The following is an 18218-nucleotide window of genomic DNA, read 5'->3' as shown; positions in this document are numbered from 1 at the left end:
TCTCGTGAGCGTGCCGATGGTTCGGGGCCGGGCATCGGGCACCGGCCGGAGCCATCCGCAGACCCGTCCGCAGACCGGTCCGGACCTCAGTCCTTGGCAGCCCTGATCGCCTCGGTCGCCTGCGGCAGCACCGTGAACAGGTCACCCACGACGCCGAAGTCCACGAGCTCGAAGATCGGCGCCTCGTTGTCCTTGTTGACGGCCACGATCGTCTTGGACGTCTGCATGCCGGCCCGGTGCTGGATGGCGCCGGAGATGCCGCACGCGACGTAGAGCTGCGGGCTCACCTGCTTGCCGGTCTGGCCGACCTGCGAGGTGTGCGGGTACCAGCCGGCGTCGACCGCGGCGCGCGAGGCGCCGACCGCGGCGCCGAGGCTGTCGGCGAACTCCTCGACCTTGGAGAAGTCGCCGGCCGTGCCACGACCGCCGGAGACGACGATCGCGGCCTCGGTCAGCTCCGGGCGCCCGCTCGCCTGCTTCGGCTTGGACTCGGTGATCCGAGCGCCCTTGGCCGCGTCGGACGGGGTGAAGTCGAGCACCTCGTCGGCGGCCGCGCCGGTCGCCTCCTCCGGGGTGGCCGAGTTCGGCTTGACCGCGACGATGGGCGTGCCCTTCGTGACCGTGGCCGAGACCGTGTACGAGCCGGCGAAGACCGACTGCGTGGTGGCGACGCCACCGTCGGCGGCCTGCACGTCGACGGCATCGGTGATCAGGCCCGACTCGGTCTTGACGGCGAGGCGGGCGGCGATCTCCTTGCCCTCGGGCGAGGACGGCAGCAGGACCGCGGCCGGGGCCTTCTCGGAGACCAGCTGCGCGAGCAGCTCGGCCTGCGGGACGACGAGGTGCTCGAGCACCTCGGGAGACTCGACGCGGTAGACCTTCTCGGCGCCGAAGCGGGCGAGGGCCTCCTTGGCGGCGTCGAAGCCGGTGCCGACGAAGACGGCGGACGGCTCGCCGAGGCGGCGGGCGATCGTCAGCAGCTCGGCCGTGGTCTTGCGGACCTTGCCGTCGACGTGGTCGACGAGCACGAGTACTTCAGCCATGGTGCGGATCTCCTTTGCTGGCTGGGGAGGTCAAGGAAAGTCAGACGAACTTGCGCTCGGTGAGGAACGCGGCGAGCTTGGCTCCGCCGTCGCCCTCGTCGGCGACGATCTCGCCCTGGGTGCGCGGCGGGCGGGCGGAGAAGGAGTCGACCTTCGTCCACGCCGCGTCGAGGCCGACCTGCGAGGCGTCGACACCGAGGTCGGCCAGGCTCCACGACTCGACCGGCTTCTTCTTCGCGGCCATGATCCCCTTGAACGAGGGGTAGCGCGGCTCGTTGATCTGGTCGGTGACCGACACGAGGGCCGGCAGCGTCGCGGTGATCGTCTGGGTCGAGGCGTCGCCGTCACGGCGGATCGTGGCGGTGGAGCCCTCGACGGTCAGCTCGGAGGCGTACGTGACGGCAGGCAGGCCGAGGCGCTCGGCGAGCATCGCGGGGACGACGCCCATCGTGCCGTCGGTCGAGGCCATCCCGGTGACGACGAGGTCGACGTCACCGAGCTTCTTGATCGCCTCGGCGAGCACGAGCGAGGTGGCCACGGCGTCGGAGCCGTGGATCGCGTCGTCGTTGACGTGCACGCCCTTGGCGGCGCCCATCTGCAGCGCCTTCTTGATGGCGTCGGCCGCCGCGTCGGGGCCGACCGTCAGGACGGTCACCTCGCCCTCGCCGGCCTCGACGATCTTCAGGGCCTCCTCGACGGCGTACTCGTCGAGCTCGGACAGCAGGCCGTCCACGTTCTCGCGGTCGGTCGTGTTGTCAGATGCGTTGAACGTGCGCTCGGCCTGGGCGTCCGGCACGTACTTGACACAGACGACGATGTTCATGGGTGAACGTCCTCTTCCGTTGCTGGTGGTGGTGCTCCTGGAGCTGCCGGAGGTCGCCCCGGCACTGCCGCCCATCCTCTCACTGAGCGCTCGCTCAGCAGGCACGGCAGTGGCGTGACGCTCACCACCAGACAGGGCGTATGCCGTCAGCCGGGCTGCGGCACAACGCCGTCCATCCGCGTGGGACGAGGGACGGCATACACCACCACCGCGTCGTGGCGCGGTTTCGGGCGGCACCAACCACCGCGGACGGTGCCACGGCTGCGCCGTGGCGCACTTGCAAGGGGCGGAACGGCCCGTATGGCGCCCGCAACCGCGCCATCGCGCACTCGCACCGGCTGGGTCCGCTCAGCCGGTGTCGACGTCTGCGGTCGCGATGACGTGGAAGGCCGGCTCCTCGTAGGGGTGGGCCCCCCGGAGCGCCGCCACGACACGACGGCGGGCGCTGCGCGGGAGGGTCACCTCGACCCGGTGCTCGGGCAGGCGCTCGAGGGCGCCGACGGAGCCGATCGCCGGGTCGGCACCCGGCCCGGGACGGAACTGGCCCGAGCCCTCGACGCGCCACGCGCACTCGGTGTAGTCACCGATCGCCCCTGCCCCTGCGGCGAAGACCGCCGCCAGGACGTCCTCGGTGGACTCGACCGGCGAGTAGAACACGAGGACGTCCAGGGGCTCGGTCACGGGTGGCTCAGCGCCCCTCGAACTGCGCCTTGCCCGGCCCCTGCTCGACGAACGAGGTCATCCCGATCTCGCGGTCCTTCGTCGCGAAGAGCGAGGCGAAGAGCAGCCTCTCGATCTCGAGGCCCGTCTCGAGGTCGACCTCGAGACCACGGTCGACGGCCTCCTTGGCGGCGCGCACGGCGTACGAGGCGGCGCCCACGAAGGTGGAGGCCCACTCGCGGGACGCCGTGTAGACGTCACCCGCGGGGACGACCTTGTCGGCGAGGCCGATGGCGAGCGCCTCCTGGGCGTCGACGAAGCGGCCGCTGAAGATGATGTCCTTGGCACGCGAGGCACCGACGAGCCGCGAAAGCCGTTGCGTGCCACCGGCGCCCGGGATGACGCCGAGGAGGATCTCGGGCTGGCCGAGCTTCGCGTCGTCGGCGACGACGCGGAAGTCGCAGGCCAGCGCCAGCTCGCACCCGCCGCCCAGCGCGTACCCCGTGATCGCGGCGATGACCGGCTTGGGGATGCGGGCGACGGCGGTGATGGAGCTCGTCAGCGGGGCGGAGCGCTCGACCATGTCGGTGTACGACATCGCCTGCATCTCCTTGATGTCGGCCCCGGCCGCGAAGACCCGCTCACCGCCGTAGACGACGACCGCCTTGACGTCGGAGCGTGCGCTCGCCTCGGCGGCGGCCGCACGGATCTCCTCCTGCACCTGGACGTTGAGGGCGTTCATCTTCGGCCGATCGAGGCGGATCGTGCCGACGCCGTCCTCGACCTCGAGCCGGACGAACTCGCCCATCAGGCGTCGCCGGGGGCGTCGGCCGGCGCGTCGTCCATCGGCAGCCAGGACTGGAAGAAGAAGCCGACGCTCTGCAGGATGTGGTTGACCGAGAGCGGCACGAGGATCTCGAGGTCGGCGTTGGGCGTGATGACGTGCTCGGCGGAGACCACGAGGCTCTCCTGCACGAGCGAGAGCTTGACGAGGTTGAGCTGCATGGTCAGGTCGTTGCAGCGGGCCAGGCGCTCGTTGCGGTCCGGCGAGACGGGCTCGGCGAGCTGCCACTGGCCGAAGAAGCGCACGAGGGCCAGGTCGCCCTCCGCCACGCGGGCGAAGAGGGTCGTGCTCGTGCCCTGCTCGTCGACGATGGCGAACTCGAGGTCGCCGTCCCCGTCGACGTTCGCCTCGAGGCCGAGGCCCTTCAGGACGTCGAGGATGCGGTCACGCACCGGCGAGTCGCTCGCCGGGACACCGTTGGGCCCGGCGTCGGGGGTGCTCGGCATGAAGTTGGGCAGCGAAGTCGGATCGGTCATGCGCCAACCGTAACCAGACCGGCGCCGTGAGGTCGATCCGGGCGGGGTGGGATCCGAGACCCTACGCTCGGTCCATGCGCCCCTGCCCCGCCGTGATGCCCGACCTGCCCCCGGAGCCGGGCGCGCGGCTGACCGGCGACGGCGCGCAGTTCGCGGTCTATGCGGGGCACGCCACCGGGGTCGAGGTCTGCCTCTTCGACGTCGACGCCGACGGCTCCGAGACGGAGCGGCGGGTCCCCCTGCGGCAGCACGCGCACGGCACGTGGTTCGACACCGTTGCCGGGGTCGGGCCGGGACAGCGCTACGGCTTCCGGGTGCACGGCGAGTGGGACCCCGACCGCTCCCTGCTGCACAACCCCGCCAAGCTGCTCCTCGATCCCTACGCCCGCGCCGTCGAGGGCGAGGTGCGCCTGGACGCCGCGCTCTACGGCCACACCGTCGGGCCCGAGCTGCGCGGTGACCTGGGGGTGCGCGACGGGCGCGACTCCGCCCCGCACATGCCCCGCTGCGTCATCGTGGAGGACGACTTCGACTGGGGCGCAGACGCGCTCCCCCGCCGTTCGCTCATCGAGTCCCTCCTCTACGAGGTCCATGTCAAGAACGCGACGAAGCTGCACCCGGGCGTGCCCGAGCAGCTCCGCGGGACGTATGCCGGCCTCGCCCACCCCGTGTTCGTGGAGCACCTGCTCGGCCTGGGGGTCACCGCCGTCGAGCTGCTGCCCGTGCACACCTTCACCTCCGAGCCCGACCTCGTGCGGCGCGGCCTGACCAACCACTGGGGCTACAACACCCTCGGCTTCTTCGCGCCGCACGCGGCGTACGCGTCGGTCACCGACCCGCAGGGCGTGGTCGACGAGTTCAAGACCATGGTCAAGGACCTGCACGCAGCCGGCATCGAGGTGCTGCTCGACGTCGTCTACAACCACACGGCCGAGAACTCCCGCGAGGACATGACCCTGTCGTGGCGTGGTCTCGACCAGCGCGCGTACTACCGCCTCGACGACCGCGGGCGCGACGTGGACGTCACCGGGTGCGGCAACACCCTGGACCTCACACACCCCACGGTGACCCGCATGGTGCTCGACTCGCTGCGCCACTGGGTCCAGGAGTTCCACGTCGACGGCTTCCGCTTCGACCTCGCCGTCGCCCTGGGTCGCGGCAAGGACGACGGCTACGACCGCGACCACCCCTTCCTGATGGCACTGCGCACCGACCCGGTGCTCTCGCGCACGAAGCTCGTGGCCGAGCCGTGGGACCTCGGCATCCACGGGTGGCGCACCGGGCAGTTCCCGCCGCCCTTCTCCGAGTGGAACGACCGCTACCGCGACGCGACGCGCACCTTCTGGCTGCGCGACGTCGCCGCCTCCGCCTCGGGCGGCGTCGGCCACGGCGTCCGCGAGCTCGCCACGCGGCTCGCGGGGTCGCAGGACCTCTTCCACAGCCACGACCGCGGCACCATCGCGTCGGTCAACTTCGTCACCGCCCACGACGGCTTCACGCTCGCCGACCTGACGGCCTACGACACCAAGGAGAACCTGGCCAACGGCCACAACGGCACCGACGGCACCAACGACAACCGGTCGTGGAACCACGGCGTCGAGGGGTGCACGGACGACCCGGACGTCAGGGCCGCCCGACGGCGGTCGATGCGCAACCTGCTCGGCACGCTGCTGCTCTCCACCGGCGTGCCGATGCTCGCCGCCGGTGACGAGATCGGTCGCAGCCAGGGCGGCAACAACAACCCCTACTGCCAGGACAACGAGACCAGCTGGACGAGCTGGGAGCTCGAGCCGTGGCAGGCCGACCTCCTCGAGACGACGCGCCACGTGGTCCGGCTGCGCCGGGAGCACCCGGTGCTGCGCCAGCGGGCGTTCTTCTCCGGCCGGCAGGTGCACGCGGACGGCTCGACGGACCTCGCCTGGTTCGCCGTCGACGGCCTGCCCGTCGGGCAGCGCTGGGAGAATCCCGCGCTCGACGTGCTGCAGGCCCTCTACAACGGCACGGCCCTCGGGCAGGAGTCGGTGCTCGTCGTGGTGAACGGGTCGGCGTGGGCCGCCGACGTCACGCTCCCCCTGGCGCCGGGCGTGACGGCATACCGGCTGCTCTGGGACAGCGTGGACGAGCGTCCGCTGGACCTGCAGGAGGTCCTCGACCCCGGCACTCAGGTGCCCATGGTGGGTGCCTCGATGCGGGTCTGGCGCGCCGTCGGGCCGGCCTGAGGCGCCCGCGGAACGCCTTGGTACGCGAAGAGCCCGGACCCGCACGGGTCCGGGCTCTCGGCGTCTTCCGGGCTCTCAGGCGTTGCGGGCCAGGCCCAGCTCGGCGGGGCCGGCGAGGCCCGCGTGCTTCGGCACGACGCGCACGCTGTAGCCGAACGAGCCGGTGCGGCGCAGCGGCTGCGAGCCGGCGAACTGGTGCCGGCCGTCCTCGTAGGACTCCACGAGCTGCAGCGGCGCGACCTCCATGCCCCACAGCTCGTCGCCCTCGGTGACGTGCCCGTGGACGAGCTGCACCTCGACGTCGTCGGGGGTGAGCCCGTCGAGCGAGACGTAGGCGCGCAGGTCGAGGACGTCGCCGATCTGCGGGGAGTCGGACAGGCCCGAGGGCTCGACGTGCTCCACCTTGACCTTCGGCCACGCGGCGCGGATCTTGGCCTTGTAGGCCGCGAGGTCCTTGGCGCCGGCGAAGTCCGTGCCACCCACCGCGCGGCCGGCACCGGCGGCCGGGCTGTAGAGCTTCGCGGTGTAGTCCTCGACCATGCGGCTGGCGAGGACCTTGGGGCCGAGCGTCTTGAGGGTGTGCGTCATCATCGCGATCCAGCCCTGGGGCAGGCCGGCGGCGTCGCGGTCGTAGAACTTCGCGGCCACGTCGTGCTCGATCAGCTCGTAGAGCGCCGAGGCCTCGATGTCGTCACGCCGGTCGGCGTCCTCGACACCGTCGGCGGTCGGGATCGCCCAGCCGTTGCGCCCGTCGAACCACTCGTCCCACCAGCCGTCGAGGATGGAGAGGTTGAGGCCACCGTTGAGGGCGGCCTTCATGCCCGAGGTGCCGCACGCCTCGAACGGGCGCAGCGGGTTGTTGAGCCACACGTCGCAGCCCGGGTAGAGGTGCTGCGCCATGGCGATGTCGTAGTTGGGCAGGAAGACGATGCGGTGGCGCACCTCCGGGTCGTCCGCGAAGCGGACCATCTCCTGGATGAGGCGCTTGCCGGTCTCGTCGGCCGGGTGCGACTTGCCCGCGATGACGAGCTGGACCGGCCGCGTCGGGTGCAGCAGCAGGGCCTTGAGCCGCTGCGGGTCGCGCAGCATCAGGGTGAGGCGCTTGTACGTCGGGACGCGCCGGGCGAAGCCGATCGTCAGCACGTCGGGGTCGAGGACGTCCTCGACCCAGCCGAGCTCGGCGTCGCTCGCTCCGCGCTTCTGCCACGAGGAGCGCACCCGGCGGCGCACGTCGGCCACGAGCTTCTCGCGCATCTCGCGCTTGGTCGACCAGACGGCGTCGGAGGGCACTTCGTCGATGCGGTCCCAGGCGTTCTGGCCGGCGATGTCGGCGGTGCCGAGGTGCTTGAGGGCGACGTCGTAGACGGCGCGGTCGACCCACGTCGGGGCGTGGACACCGTTGGTGATGCTGGTGATCGGTACCTCGTCGTCGTCGAAGCCCGGCCACAGCCCATCGAACATCTCGCGGCTGACGAGACCGTGCAGCTGCGAGACGCCGTTGGCGCGCTGCGCCAGGCGCAGGCCCATGACCGCCATGTTGAAGATGCCGGGCTGGCCGCCCTCGTAGTCCTCGGCGCCGAGGGCGAGCAGCCGCTCGACCGGCACGCCGGGGATCGCGTTGGCGCCGCCGAAGAAGAGGTTGATCTTCGCCGCGTCGAACCGGTCGATGCCGGCGGGGACGGGGGTGTGCGTCGTGAACACCGTCGCCGCGCGCACCGCCTCGAGGGCCTCGTCGAAGGTCAGGCCGTGGTCGCGGACGAGCTCGGTGATGCGCTCGACGCCGAGGAAGCCGGCGTGGCCCTCGTTGGTGTGGTAGACCTCCGGCGTCGGCGCGCCGGACAGGCGCGACCAGAGGCGCAGGGCACGCACGCCACCGATGCCGAGGAGCAGCTCCTGCTCGAGGCGGGTGTCGCCGCCGCCGCCGTAGAGCGACTCGGTGACCTTGCGGGTCTGCTCGTCGTTGCCGGGGACGTCGGAGTCGAGCAGGAGCAGCGGGACGCGGCCGACCTGCGCCTTCCAGACGTGCGCGTGCAGCTCGCGGCCGGCGGGCAGGCTGACGGTGACGACGGCAGGGGTGCCGTCCTCCTCGCGCAGCAGCGCCAGGGGCAGGCCGTCGGGGTCGAGCACCGGGTAGGTCTCGACCTGCCAGCCGTCGCGGTTGAGTGACTGCTTGAAGTAGCCGGTCTTGTAGAAGAGGCCGACGCCGACGATCGGCACGCCGAGGTCGGAGGCGGACTTGAGGTGGTCGCCGGCGAGGATCCCGAGGCCGCCGGAGTACTGCGGCAGCACTGAGGTGATGCCGAACTCGGGGCTGAAGTAGGCGATCGCAGCGGGCGCGGCCTTGCCGGCGGCCTCCTGCTCGCGGCTCCAGGACTGGTACCAGTGCTCGTCGGTGAGGTAGTGGTGCAGGTCTTCGTTGGCGCGCACGACGTCGGCGACGAACTCGTCGTCGGCGGCGAGCGCGGCGAGCTCGTCGGAGGAGAGGCGGGAGAGGAGCTTGACGGGGTCCTCTCCGGCCTGCGCCCACTTGCGAGGGCTGATGCTCTCGAACAGGTCGCGGGTCGGCGGGTGCCAGGACCAGCGCAGGTTGCTCGCGAGGACGCCGAGTCCTTCGATGCGGCTGGGCAGGACGGTACGGACGCTGAAGCGTCGGATGGCCTTCACAAGGGGACAGCATAGAGGCCCTCGATGTCGGCTTCTTGCAGAACTTGCAGCAGGGTTTCACCCACCGGACGGCGGGGGGTGCCTCATGCGCCCGATGGTCCAACTTGGGTACGGTCGACGCGTGACCGGCTCAGCGAAGAAGTCCCGTCCCAGCAGGCCAGCCCGCGTGCGCAGCGCCGCCCCCAAGAGAGCGGATGCCACCCCGACAGCAGACAGCGCGTTCGTCGACGACACCGAGGCCGGAGCCGTGCACCTGGCCCCGGCCCACCCCGTGAGCACCCCGCCGACCGTGGAGGGTATGCCGGGTGGCGCGCTCCCGATGGGGCGCATCCCCGTGAGCGACGTCCGTCCGCTCGTCGACTGCGGCAGGCGCCCGGCCAAGTCGGTGGTCGGCGAGGAGTTCACCGTGCGGGCCAAGGTCTTCCGCGAGGGCCACGACGCCGTCAACGCGACGGCCGTGCTCACCGACCCCGACGGCGGCGACCACTACTTCGCCATGCACAGCGTCAACCCCGGCCTGTCCGAGTGGGCGACGACCGTCGTCGCCGACCGCGAGGGCTGGTGGACCTACCGCGTCGAGGGCTGGTCCGACCCCTACGCGACCTGGGTGCACGACGCGGGCATCAAGATCGAGGCCGGTGTGGACGAGGACCTCATGTGCGCCGAGGGGGTCCGGGTGCTCGAGCGGTTCGCCGAGTCCGTGCGCGGTCTGGGCATCGACGCCAGCGCGATCGACCAGGGCATCGTCGCCCTCGGCGACAGCCGCATGCCGGCCGCCCACCGCTTCGGCGCGGCCACCTCGCCCGAGATCCACGGGCTCGCCTCCCTCGTCCCGCTGCGCGAGTTCGTGTCGAGCTCACCGGCATACTCCCTGCACGTCGAGCGCGAGCGCGCGCTCTACGGAGCCTGGTACGAGATCTTCCCCCGCTCCGAGGGCGCGCACCGCGACGAGAAGACGGGCGAGTGGGTCTCCGGCACCTTCCGCACCGCCGCCGAGCGGCTGCCCGCCATCGCCGACATGGGCTTCGACGTCGTCTACCTGACGCCGGTCCACCCGATCGGCACGACGGCTCGCAAGGGGCGCAACAACACCCTCGCGGCCCAGCCCGGCGACCCCGGATCCCCTTACGCCATCGGCTCCCCCGACGGCGGGCACGACGCCATCCACCCCGACCTCGGCACCTTCGAGGACTTCGACCACTTCGTCGCCGAGGCGGGCCGCAACGGGCTCGAGGTCGCGCTGGACATCGCGCTGCAGGCCTCCCCCGACCACCCGTGGGTGCAGACCCACCCCTCGCTCTTCACGACCCGCGCCGACGGCTCCATCGCCTACGCCGAGAACCCGCCGAAGAAGTACCAGGACATCTACCCCCTGAACTTCGACAACGACCCGGCCGCGGCCTACGCCGAGGTGCGCCGCGTCATCCAGGTGTGGCTGGACCACGGGGTCCGCATCTTCCGCGTGGACAACCCGCACACCAAGCCGGTCGCCTTCTGGCAGTGGCTGATCGCCGACGTCGCCCTGCAGCACCCCGAGACCATCTGGCTCTCCGAGGCGTTCACCAAGCCGGCGATGATGCACGAGCTGGCCAAGGCCGGCTTCCAGCAGAGCTACACCTACTACGCGTGGCGCAACGCGAAGTGGGAGCTCGAGGAGTACGGCCGCGAGCTCGCCGGAGACGAGACCGGCGCGGCCTACATGCGCCCGTCGTTCTGGCCGACGACGCACGACATCCTCACGCCCTACATGCAGTACGGCGGTCCGACCGCGTGGAAGCTGCGTGCGGCGGTGGCCGCGACGATGTCGCCGACGTACGGCATCTACGCCGGCTACGAGCTCATGGAGCACCTCGCCCGCCCCGGCGCCGAGGAGCAGCTCGACAACGAGAAGTACGAGTACAAGGACCGCCAGTGGTATCTCTACGAGCCGGGCGGCCCTCTCGAGAGCCGCTCCCTTGCGTGGTACCTCAAGCGGCTCAACGAGATCCGCGGCTGGCACCCCGCCCTGCGCTGGTTGCGCAACCTGCGCTTCCACTCCGCCGACGACGAGAACGTCCTCGTCTTCAGCAAGTCGCGAATCGTCGACGCGGCCACGGGTGAGCGCGACACCGTCCTCGTCGTGGCCAACCTCGACCCCCACGCGAGCCGTGAGACGTGGGTGCATCTCGACATGGAGGCGCTGGGTATGGCCTCATGGTCCAGCTTCGACGCCCACGACCACATCACCAACCAGACGTGGGAATGGCGCCAGGACAACTTCGTCCGGCTGGGGCCGGACTCCGAACCGGTCCACATCATCCACGTGAGGAGCCACTGACCACATGCAGGGCCTCAACCTCTCCCAGCCCGGGCTGAAGCACGACCCGCAGTGGTTCAAGAAGGCGGTCTTCTACGAGGTGCTCGTCCGCGCCTTCGCCGACTCCAAGGGGGTGGGCGCCGGCGACTTCACGGGACTCATCCAGCGCCTCGACTACCTCCAGTGGCTCGGCGTCGACTGCCTGTGGCTGCCGCCCTTCTACGCCTCGCCGCTCCGCGACGGCGGCTACGACATCTCCGACTACAAGGCCGTGCTGCCCGAGTTCGGCACGCTTCCGGAGTTCACCGAGCTCGTCTCGCAGGCGCACGCGCGCGGCATCCGCATCGTCACCGACCTCGTCATGAACCACACGAGCGACCAGCACCCGTGGTTCCAGGCGAGCCGCGCCGAGCCCGACGGCCCCTACGGAGACTTCTACGTCTGGTCCGACACCGACGACGGCTACGACGACGCCCGCATCATCTTCGTCGACACCGAGGTGTCCAACTGGACCTTCGACCCCGTGCGCCGGCAGTTCTTCTGGCACCGCTTCTTCAGCCACCAGCCCGACCTCAACTTCGAGAACCCGGCCGTCCGCGAGGCGATGTTCGACATCGTGCGCTTCTGGATGGACCTCGGCATCGACGGCTTCCGGCTCGACGCCGTGCCCTACCTCTTCGAGGAGGAGGGCACCAACTGCGAGAACCTGCCGCGCACGCACGGGTTCCTCGCCGAGCTGCGCGCCATGGTCGACGCGGAGTACCCCGGCCGCATCCTGCTCGCCGAGGCGAACCAGCCGCCGGCGGAGGTGGTGGACTACTTCGGCTCCGAGGAGGAGCCGGAGTGCCAGATGTGCTTCCACTTCCCGGTGATGCCGCGCCTCTACTACTCGCTGCGCGAGGAGAAGGCCCGACCGATCATCGACGTGCTCGCCGACACCCCCGCCATCCCCAAGGGCACCCAGTGGGGCACCTTCCTGCGCAACCACGACGAGCTGACGCTCGAGATGGTGACGCCCGAGGAGCGGGCGGCGATGTACGGCTGGTACGCCCCCGACCCCCGTATGCGTGCCAACGTCGGCATCCGCCGCCGCCTCGCCCCCCTGCTCGACAACTCCCGCCCCGAGATCGAGCTGATCCACGCGCTCGTGCTCTCGCTGCCGGGCTCGCCGTGCCTCTACTACGGCGACGAGATCGGCATGGGCGACAACATCTGGCTCAACGACCGCGACGCCGTGCGCACCCCGATGCAGTGGACACCCGACCGCAACGCGGGCTTCTCGAGCGTCGACCCCGGCAAGCTGTACCTGCCGGTCATCAGCAGCCTCGTCTACCACTACAACAACGTGAACGTCGAGGCACAGATGGCCTCCTCGGCCTCGCTGCTGCACTGGATCCGCGGCATGCTGCAGATCCGCAGCCGCCACCCGGTCTTCGGGCTCGGCGACTTCCAGGTCGTCGAGGCCGACAACGACGCGATCCTGGCCTTCACACGCGTCCTGACCGGTGACCCCGACAACCCGGACGAGGCGGTGCTCTGCGTCAACAACCTGTCGAGCCGCCCCCAGGCCGCCACCATCCAGCTCCCGGAGCACCTGTCCGGGCGGCAGCTCATCGACCTCTTCGGCGGTCAGGGCTTCCCGTGGGTCGCCAACGACGGCCGCGTGACCCTGACCCTCGGCTCGCGCGACTTCTTCTGGCTCCAGCTGCGCGGCGGGGAGGACAACCGCTGATGGCGATCGTGCACAAGGGCGCCACCCTGACGCCGACGAAGACCGAGATGGTGACCGAGTGGATGCCGCGCCAGCGCTGGTACCACGGCAAGGGTCACGTGCCGCAGCTGCGCCGGGTCGGTGGCTTCCGGTTCGAGGACCCGGCGGGCGAGGTCGGCTGCGAGACGTTGCTGCTCGCCGACGAGGCCGTGTCCCCCGCTGTCGTCTACCAGGTCCCGCTCACCTACCGGGCGGCCCCGCTCGAGGGCACGGAGCACGCGCTGCTCGGCACGATGGAGCACAGCGTGCTCGGCACCCGGTGGGTCTACGACGGGCCGCACGACCCCGTCTACGTCTCGCAGCTCATGGCGACCATCCTCGACGCCGGGGTGTCCGACGAGGCGCAGGCCTCCGTCGGGAGCAACGCGCTGGCCACCGGCTCGTCGACCCACCGCACGGAGGGGACCGTGTCCTCCTCCAACGTGCTGAGCGGCGAGCAGTCCAACACCTCGATCATCTGCCGCATGACGTCTGCCGAGGGCGGCCCCGCAGAGCCCTTGATCGTCAAGGTCTTCCGCACCCTGCAGGACGGCGACAACCCGGATGTCGTCGTGCAGTCGGCGCTCACCGAGGAGGGCTCCGACCGCGTGCCCATGGCCATCGGCCACCTGTCCGGCGCGTGGGACTCACCCGCCGACGGTGTGCCCATGCAGGGGCACCTCGCCTTCGCGCAGGAGTTCATCCCGGGCGTCGAGGACGCCTGGCGGGTGGCCCTGGTCGCTGCCGCCTCGGGGAGCGACTTCACCGCGCGAGCGCGTGACCTCGGCGTCGTCACCGCCGAGATCCACGCCGCGCTCGCGCACGCCCTCGGCACCCACGAGGTCACGGCCGAGGCACGCGAGGCCCTCGCCGCGTCCATGCGCGGGCGGTATGCCGATGCCGTGGCGCTCGTGCCCGAGCTGTCCTCCTGCTCCGCCGCCGTCGAGCGGTTCGTGGGCTCCGTGGGTGCGCTCCGCTGGCCCCCGCTGCAGCGCATCCACGGCGACTACCACCTCGGGCAGGTCCTCGACGTGCCGGAGCGCGGCTGGGTGGCCCTCGACTTCGAGGGCGAGCCGCTGCGCCCGCTCGCCGAACGCGTACGCCCCGACCTGACCGCGCGCGACGTGGCCGGCATGCTGCGCTCGTTCGACTACGCCGCCGGCTCGGTCGCGCTGGCCGAGCCGTCCGTCGACGCGACCGACTGGGCAGCCGCGTGCCGCACCGCGTTCCTCGAGGGCTACGCCTCCGTCGCCGGCGAGCCCGATGCGGACGCCCAGACCCTGACCCGCGCCCTCGAGCTCGACAAGGCGCTCTACGAGGTGGTCTACGAGGCGCGCAACCGGCCCTCGTGGCTGCCCATCCCGCTCGGCGCCGTCGAGCGGCTCACCACCGAGGAAGGCACCCCATGACCACCGGCACGAGCAAGGGCCCCTCGCTCGACGAGGCGGCGATCTCCGCGTTCCTCAGCGGCCGCAACGGCCAGCCGCACGACCTGCTCGGACAGCACCTCGGACCCGGCGGCCTCACCATCACGGCGTTCCGGCCGTACGCGACGCGGGTGGGGGCCCGGCTCGACACCGGTGACCGGGTCGAGCTCATCCACGTCCGCGACGGCATCTGGTCGATGACCTCGCCCGACTTCAGCTCCACGCACGACTACCGCCTCCTCGTCGAGTACGGCGACGGGGTCGAGCACGTCCAGGACGACCCCTACCGCTTCGCGCCGACGCTCGGCGAGATGGACCGGCACCTCATCAACGAGGGCCGCCACGAGCAGCTGTGGACGGTCCTCGGCGCGCACGTGCGCCACTACCCCGGGCCGCTCGGCGAGGTCTGGGGCGTCTCCTTCGCCGTCTGGGCGCCGCGCGCCAAGGCGGTCCACGTCATCGGCGACTTCAACGACTGGGACCGCCGCACGCACCCCATGCGCGCCCTCGGCGAGAGCGGCATCTGGGAGCTGTTCCTGCCCGGCGCCCAGGAGGGCATGAACTACCAGTTCGCCGTCCGCGGTCCCGACGAGCTCGTCCGGCTCAAGAGCGACCCGATGGCCCGCATGACCGAGGTGGCGCCCAAGCAGGCGGCCATCGTCACGGAGACGCACTACGACTGGCGTGACGGCGACTGGATGGAGCAGCGCCGCACCCGCAACTCGCACCAGGGCCCGATGAGCACCTACGAGGTGCACCTCGGCTCGTGGCGCCAGGGCCTGGGCTACCGCGGCCTGGCCGAGCACCTCGTCAACTACGTGCGCGACCTCGGTTTCACCCACGTGGAGTTCCTGCCGGTCATGGAGCACCCGTACGTCCCATCGTGGGGCTACCACGTGACCGGTTACTACGCGCCGAGCTCACGGTGGGGCACGCCCGACGACTTCCGCTACCTCGTCGACGAGCTGCACCGCGCCGGCATCGGCGTCATCCTCGACTGGGTGCCCGGGCACTTCGCCACCGACGAGTGGGCGCTGGCCCGCTTCGACGGCCTGCCGCTCTACGAGCACGCGGACCCCCGACGCGGCTGGCACCCCGAGTGGGGCTCCAACATCTTCGACTACGGCCGCAACGAGGTGCGCAACTTCCTCGTCGCCAACGCGCTCTACTGGCTCGAGGAGTTCCACGTCGACGGCCTGCGGGTCGACGGCGTCGCCTCGATGCTCTACCTCGACTACGCCCGCGGCGCCGGCGAGTGGCTTCCCAACGAGGAGGGCGGCCGCGAGAACCTCGAGGCGGTCCGGCTGCTGAAGGAGACCAACGGCACCGCCTACAAGCGGGCTGGCGGCATCGTGACCATCGCCGAGGAGTCCACGACGTGGCCGGGGGTCACGAGGCCCACCAACCACGGCGGTCTCGGTTTCGGCTTCAAGTGGAACATGGGCTGGATGAACGACTCGCTGAAGTACCTCGGCGAGGAGCCCATCTACCGCAAGTACCACCACGGCAAGCTGACGTTCTCGCTCATGTACGCGTTCGACGAGAACTTCGTGCTGCCGATCAGCCACGACGAGGTCGTCCACGGCAAGGGCTCGCTGCTGCGCAAGTCGCGCGGCCCACGCGAGGAGCAGGTGGCGACGCTGCGCGCCTTCCTCGCCTACCTGTGGTGCCATCCCGGCAAGCAGCTGCTCTTCATGGGCTGCGAGTTCGGCCAGGAGTCCGAGTGGTCCGAGGGCCGCAGCCTCGACTGGTGGCTCCTCGAGCAGCCGCTGCACTACCGCGTGCACAACCTCGTCAAGGACCTCAACGCGATCTACAAGGGCAACCGCGCCCTGTGGGAGCTCGACGCCGACCCCGCCGGCTTCGAGTGGCTCGAGGCCGACGACGCCGCGCACAACACGTTCTCGTGGCTGCGCTTCGGCAAGGGCGACCGGAGCACGGACGCACCGGTCGTGGCGTGCGTCATGAACTTCAGCGGGCAGACCCAGGAGTCCTACCGGATCGGGCTGCCGCGCGGCGGGAGGTGGCAGGTCGTGCTCGACACCGCCGGCTACCACCCCGACGCCCCGAGCAGCGCCGGCATCGTCCTCGAGGCGCGCCAGGAGGCGTGGCACCAGCAGCCGTATGCCGTCGACGTGACCGTCGCGCGGCTCTCCACGGTCTGGCTCGTGCCGGTCGAGGAGGCAGAGCCCGGGGTCATCCAGGGGACGGCCGAGGAGGTCTCGCCTCCCGTGAGCCCCGAGGTGGTCGCCGACTCCATGGCCGATGCGGCCGCAGAGCAGGCGGCGCACGACGCCGGCGGCACCGGCGGTGCCGCAGCCCAGCCGACCGGCCCGACCAACCCGCCCACGAACGGAGGCGCTTCATGACCCACCCCCGTGCCGGCCAGCCGGCCCAGGCCGAGGACCTCGTCGACGTCGACGCTCTGGTCGGCGCCTACTACGACCGGCACCCCGACGTGGACGACCCCGACCAGCAGGTCGCCTTCGGCACGTCGGGCCACCGGGGGTCCAGCCTGCGCACGGCCTTCAACGAGGACCACATCCTCGCCACGACGCAGGCCATCGTCGACTACCGCGTCTCCCAGGGCTTCGACGGCCCGCTCTTCATCGGACGTGACACGCACGGCCTGTCCGAGCCCGCGTGGCGCTCGGCCCTCGAGGTGCTCGTGGCCAACGGCGTCGAGGTGCTGGTGGACGACCGCGACGGCTTCACGCCCACTCCAGCGGTGTCGCACGCGATCCTTCGAGCGAACCGCGGGAAGCCTTCCGGCGCCAGCGGGCTCGCCGACGGCATCGTCGTGACTCCTTCGCACAACCCACCGGCCGACGGCGGCTTCAAGTACAACCCACCGCACGGTGGTCCCGCCGACACCGACGCCACCTCCGTCATCGCGAAGCGGGCCAACGACCTGATCCGCGACGGCCTCAAGGAGGTCCGGCGCGTCGCCTTCGAGCAGGCCCGCGGTGAGGCCGGCGCCTACGACTTCCTCGACAGCTACGTCGACGACCTGCCGAAGGTGGTCGACCTCGCCAAGGTGCGAGAGGCCGGTGTCCGCATCGGCGCCGACCCGCTCGGTGGCGCCTCCGTCGCCTACTGGGGCGAGATCGCCTCGCGCCACGGCCTCGACCTGACCGTGGTCAACCCGCGGGTCGACCCGCAGTGGGCGTTCATGACCCTGGACTGGGACGGCAAGATCCGCATGGACTGCAGCTCCCCGTCGGCCATGGCCTCGCTCATCCGCAACAAGGACGCCTACGACATCTCCACCGGCAACGACGCCGACGCCGACCGGCACGGCATCGTCACTCCCGATGCGGGCCTGATGAACCCCAACCACTACCTCGCCGTCGCGATCCAGTACCTCTACGGCGGCGCCCGACCCGGCTGGCCCGCCACGACGGCCATCGGCAAGACCCTTGTCTCCTCGTCCATGATCGACCGCGTCGCCGAGGACCTCGGTCGCACCCTGCTCGAGGTGCCCGTGGGCTTCAAGTGGTTCGTGCCCGGGCTGCTCGACGGCTCAGTGGGTTTCGGCGGCGAGGAGTCGGCCGGCGCGAGCTTCCTGCGCCAGGACGGCACGGTGTGGTCCACCGACAAGGACGGGATCCTGCTCGCCCTGCTCGCGTCCGAGATCCTCGCCGCGACGGACATGACCCCCAGCCAGCACTACGCCGAGCTGACCGCCAGACACGGCGACCCGGCATACGCCCGCATCGACGCTGCTGCGTCGCGTGAGGAGAAGGCCAAGCTCGCAGCCCTCTCCCCCGACGACGTCTCGGCCGAGACCCTTGCGGGAGAGCCGATCACGGGCAAGCTCACGGAGGCGCCCGGCAACGGCGCCCGCATCGGCGGCCTCAAGGTGACCACCGAGAGCGCCTGGTTCGCCGCTCGACCGTCCGGCACCGAGGACGTCTACAAGATCTACGCCGAGTCGTTCCGGGGACCCGACCACCTCGCGCGGGTCCAGGCCGAAGCCAAGGACGTCGTGACCGCAGCCCTCGGCGGATGACTCC

At 71.0% G+C, this 18218-nt stretch carries 12 protein-coding genes; 6 read left to right on the top strand and 6 right to left on the bottom strand.

From position 1 onward, the window contains the following. Nucleotides 1-86: 86 nt before the first annotated feature. From ABD194_RS13860 to ABD194_RS13840, 5 genes are all read right to left on the bottom strand, one after another. On the bottom strand, nucleotides 87-1043 hold the full coding sequence (locus ABD194_RS13860; protein ID WP_343992309.1) for an electron transfer flavoprotein subunit alpha/FixB family protein: 957 nt from the start codon (nucleotides 1041-1043) through the stop codon (nucleotides 87-89). A gap of 40 nt (nucleotides 1044-1083) precedes the next feature. Beyond that, complete coding sequence (locus tag ABD194_RS13855; protein WP_343992307.1) at nucleotides 1084-1866, bottom strand: electron transfer flavoprotein subunit beta/FixA family protein; 783 nt, start codon at nucleotides 1864-1866, stop codon at nucleotides 1084-1086. Nucleotides 1867-2214: 348 nt separating this feature from the next. Further along, nucleotides 2215-2547 (bottom strand): YqfO family protein, encoded by a 333-nt coding sequence (locus tag ABD194_RS13850; RefSeq protein ID WP_425579987.1) that lies wholly within the window; start codon nucleotides 2545-2547, stop codon nucleotides 2215-2217. A 7-nt stretch (nucleotides 2548-2554) separates the two neighbouring features. Next, nucleotides 2555-3334 (bottom strand): enoyl-CoA hydratase/isomerase family protein, encoded by a 780-nt coding sequence (locus ABD194_RS13845; protein WP_343992305.1) that lies wholly within the window; start codon nucleotides 3332-3334, stop codon nucleotides 2555-2557. After that, entirely contained in the window at nucleotides 3334-3846 is a 513-nt protein-coding gene (locus ABD194_RS13840) for a type III secretion system chaperone family protein (RefSeq protein ID WP_343992303.1), read from the bottom strand. Before ABD194_RS13840 ends, ABD194_RS13845 begins: the two co-directional genes overlap by 1 nt. Nucleotides 3847-3920: 74 nt before the next feature. Between ABD194_RS13840 and glgX the strand changes: the two genes are divergently transcribed. Continuing rightward, on the top strand, nucleotides 3921-6065 hold the full coding sequence (glgX, locus tag ABD194_RS13835; protein ID WP_343992300.1) for a glycogen debranching protein GlgX: 2145 nt from the start codon (nucleotides 3921-3923) through the stop codon (nucleotides 6063-6065). Between the two features lie 75 nt (nucleotides 6066-6140). On the opposite strand, the gene glgP is transcribed toward glgX, so the two are convergent. After that, nucleotides 6141-8729, bottom strand: coding sequence for an alpha-glucan family phosphorylase (gene glgP, locus ABD194_RS13830; RefSeq protein WP_343992298.1), 2589 nt, complete (start codon nucleotides 8727-8729; stop codon nucleotides 6141-6143). 121 nt (nucleotides 8730-8850) lie between these two features. On the opposite strand from glgP, the gene ABD194_RS13825 reads away from it, so the two are divergent. From ABD194_RS13825 to pgm, 5 genes are read left to right on the top strand one after another with little or no spacing between them, the layout of a single operon-like run. Then, on the top strand, nucleotides 8851-11046 hold the full coding sequence (locus ABD194_RS13825; RefSeq protein ID WP_425579986.1) for an alpha-1,4-glucan--maltose-1-phosphate maltosyltransferase: 2196 nt from the start codon (nucleotides 8851-8853) through the stop codon (nucleotides 11044-11046). Between the two features lie 4 nt (nucleotides 11047-11050). Continuing rightward, nucleotides 11051-12757 (top strand): maltose alpha-D-glucosyltransferase, encoded by a 1707-nt coding sequence (gene treS / locus ABD194_RS13820; RefSeq protein WP_343992296.1) that lies wholly within the window; start codon nucleotides 11051-11053, stop codon nucleotides 12755-12757. Continuing rightward, the gene (locus ABD194_RS13815; RefSeq protein WP_343992294.1) at nucleotides 12757-14184 is read left to right on the top strand and encodes a maltokinase N-terminal cap-like domain-containing protein; all 1428 of its coding nucleotides are present in this window, start codon (nucleotides 12757-12759) and stop codon (nucleotides 14182-14184) included. The genes treS and ABD194_RS13815 overlap by 1 nt, the downstream gene beginning before the upstream one ends. After that, the gene (glgB, locus tag ABD194_RS13810; RefSeq protein WP_343992292.1) at nucleotides 14181-16571 is read left to right on the top strand and encodes a 1,4-alpha-glucan branching protein GlgB; all 2391 of its coding nucleotides are present in this window, start codon (nucleotides 14181-14183) and stop codon (nucleotides 16569-16571) included. Before ABD194_RS13815 ends, glgB begins: the two co-directional genes overlap by 4 nt. Continuing rightward, a complete protein-coding gene (gene pgm / locus ABD194_RS13805; RefSeq protein ID WP_343992289.1) occupies nucleotides 16568-18214 on the top strand; it encodes a phosphoglucomutase (alpha-D-glucose-1,6-bisphosphate-dependent) in 1647 nt (548 codons plus the stop codon). Before glgB ends, pgm begins: the two co-directional genes overlap by 4 nt. The last annotated feature ends 4 nt before the right edge of the window (nucleotides 18215-18218 follow it).

This window comes from Terrabacter terrae (genome assembly GCF_039529575.1).
Taxonomy (GTDB): Bacteria; Actinomycetota; Actinomycetes; order Actinomycetales; family Dermatophilaceae; genus Terrabacter; species Terrabacter terrae.
This window is presented reverse-complemented; position numbering and strand designations above follow the sequence as displayed.

Coding starts and splice junctions, on each gene's coding strand:
- ABD194_RS13860 (WP_343992309.1), bottom strand. CDS start 1,043: ATGGCTGAAGTACTCGTGCTCGTCGACCACGTCGACGGCAAGGTCCGC.
- ABD194_RS13855 (WP_343992307.1), bottom strand. CDS start 1,866: ATGAACATCGTCGTCTGTGTCAAGTACGTGCCGGACGCCCAGGCCGAG.
- ABD194_RS13845 (WP_343992305.1), bottom strand. CDS start 3,334: ATGGGCGAGTTCGTCCGGCTCGAGGTCGAGGACGGCGTCGGCACGATC.
- ABD194_RS13840 (WP_343992303.1), bottom strand. CDS start 3,846: ATGACCGATCCGACTTCGCTGCCCAACTTCATGCCGAGCACCCCCGAC.
- glgX (WP_343992300.1), top strand. CDS start 3,921: ATGCGCCCCTGCCCCGCCGTGATGCCCGACCTGCCCCCGGAGCCGGGC.
- treS (WP_343992296.1), top strand. CDS start 11,051: ATGCAGGGCCTCAACCTCTCCCAGCCCGGGCTGAAGCACGACCCGCAG.
- ABD194_RS13815 (WP_343992294.1), top strand. CDS start 12,757: ATGGCGATCGTGCACAAGGGCGCCACCCTGACGCCGACGAAGACCGAG.
- glgB (WP_343992292.1), top strand. CDS start 14,181: ATGACCACCGGCACGAGCAAGGGCCCCTCGCTCGACGAGGCGGCGATC.
- pgm (WP_343992289.1), top strand. CDS start 16,568: ATGACCCACCCCCGTGCCGGCCAGCCGGCCCAGGCCGAGGACCTCGTC.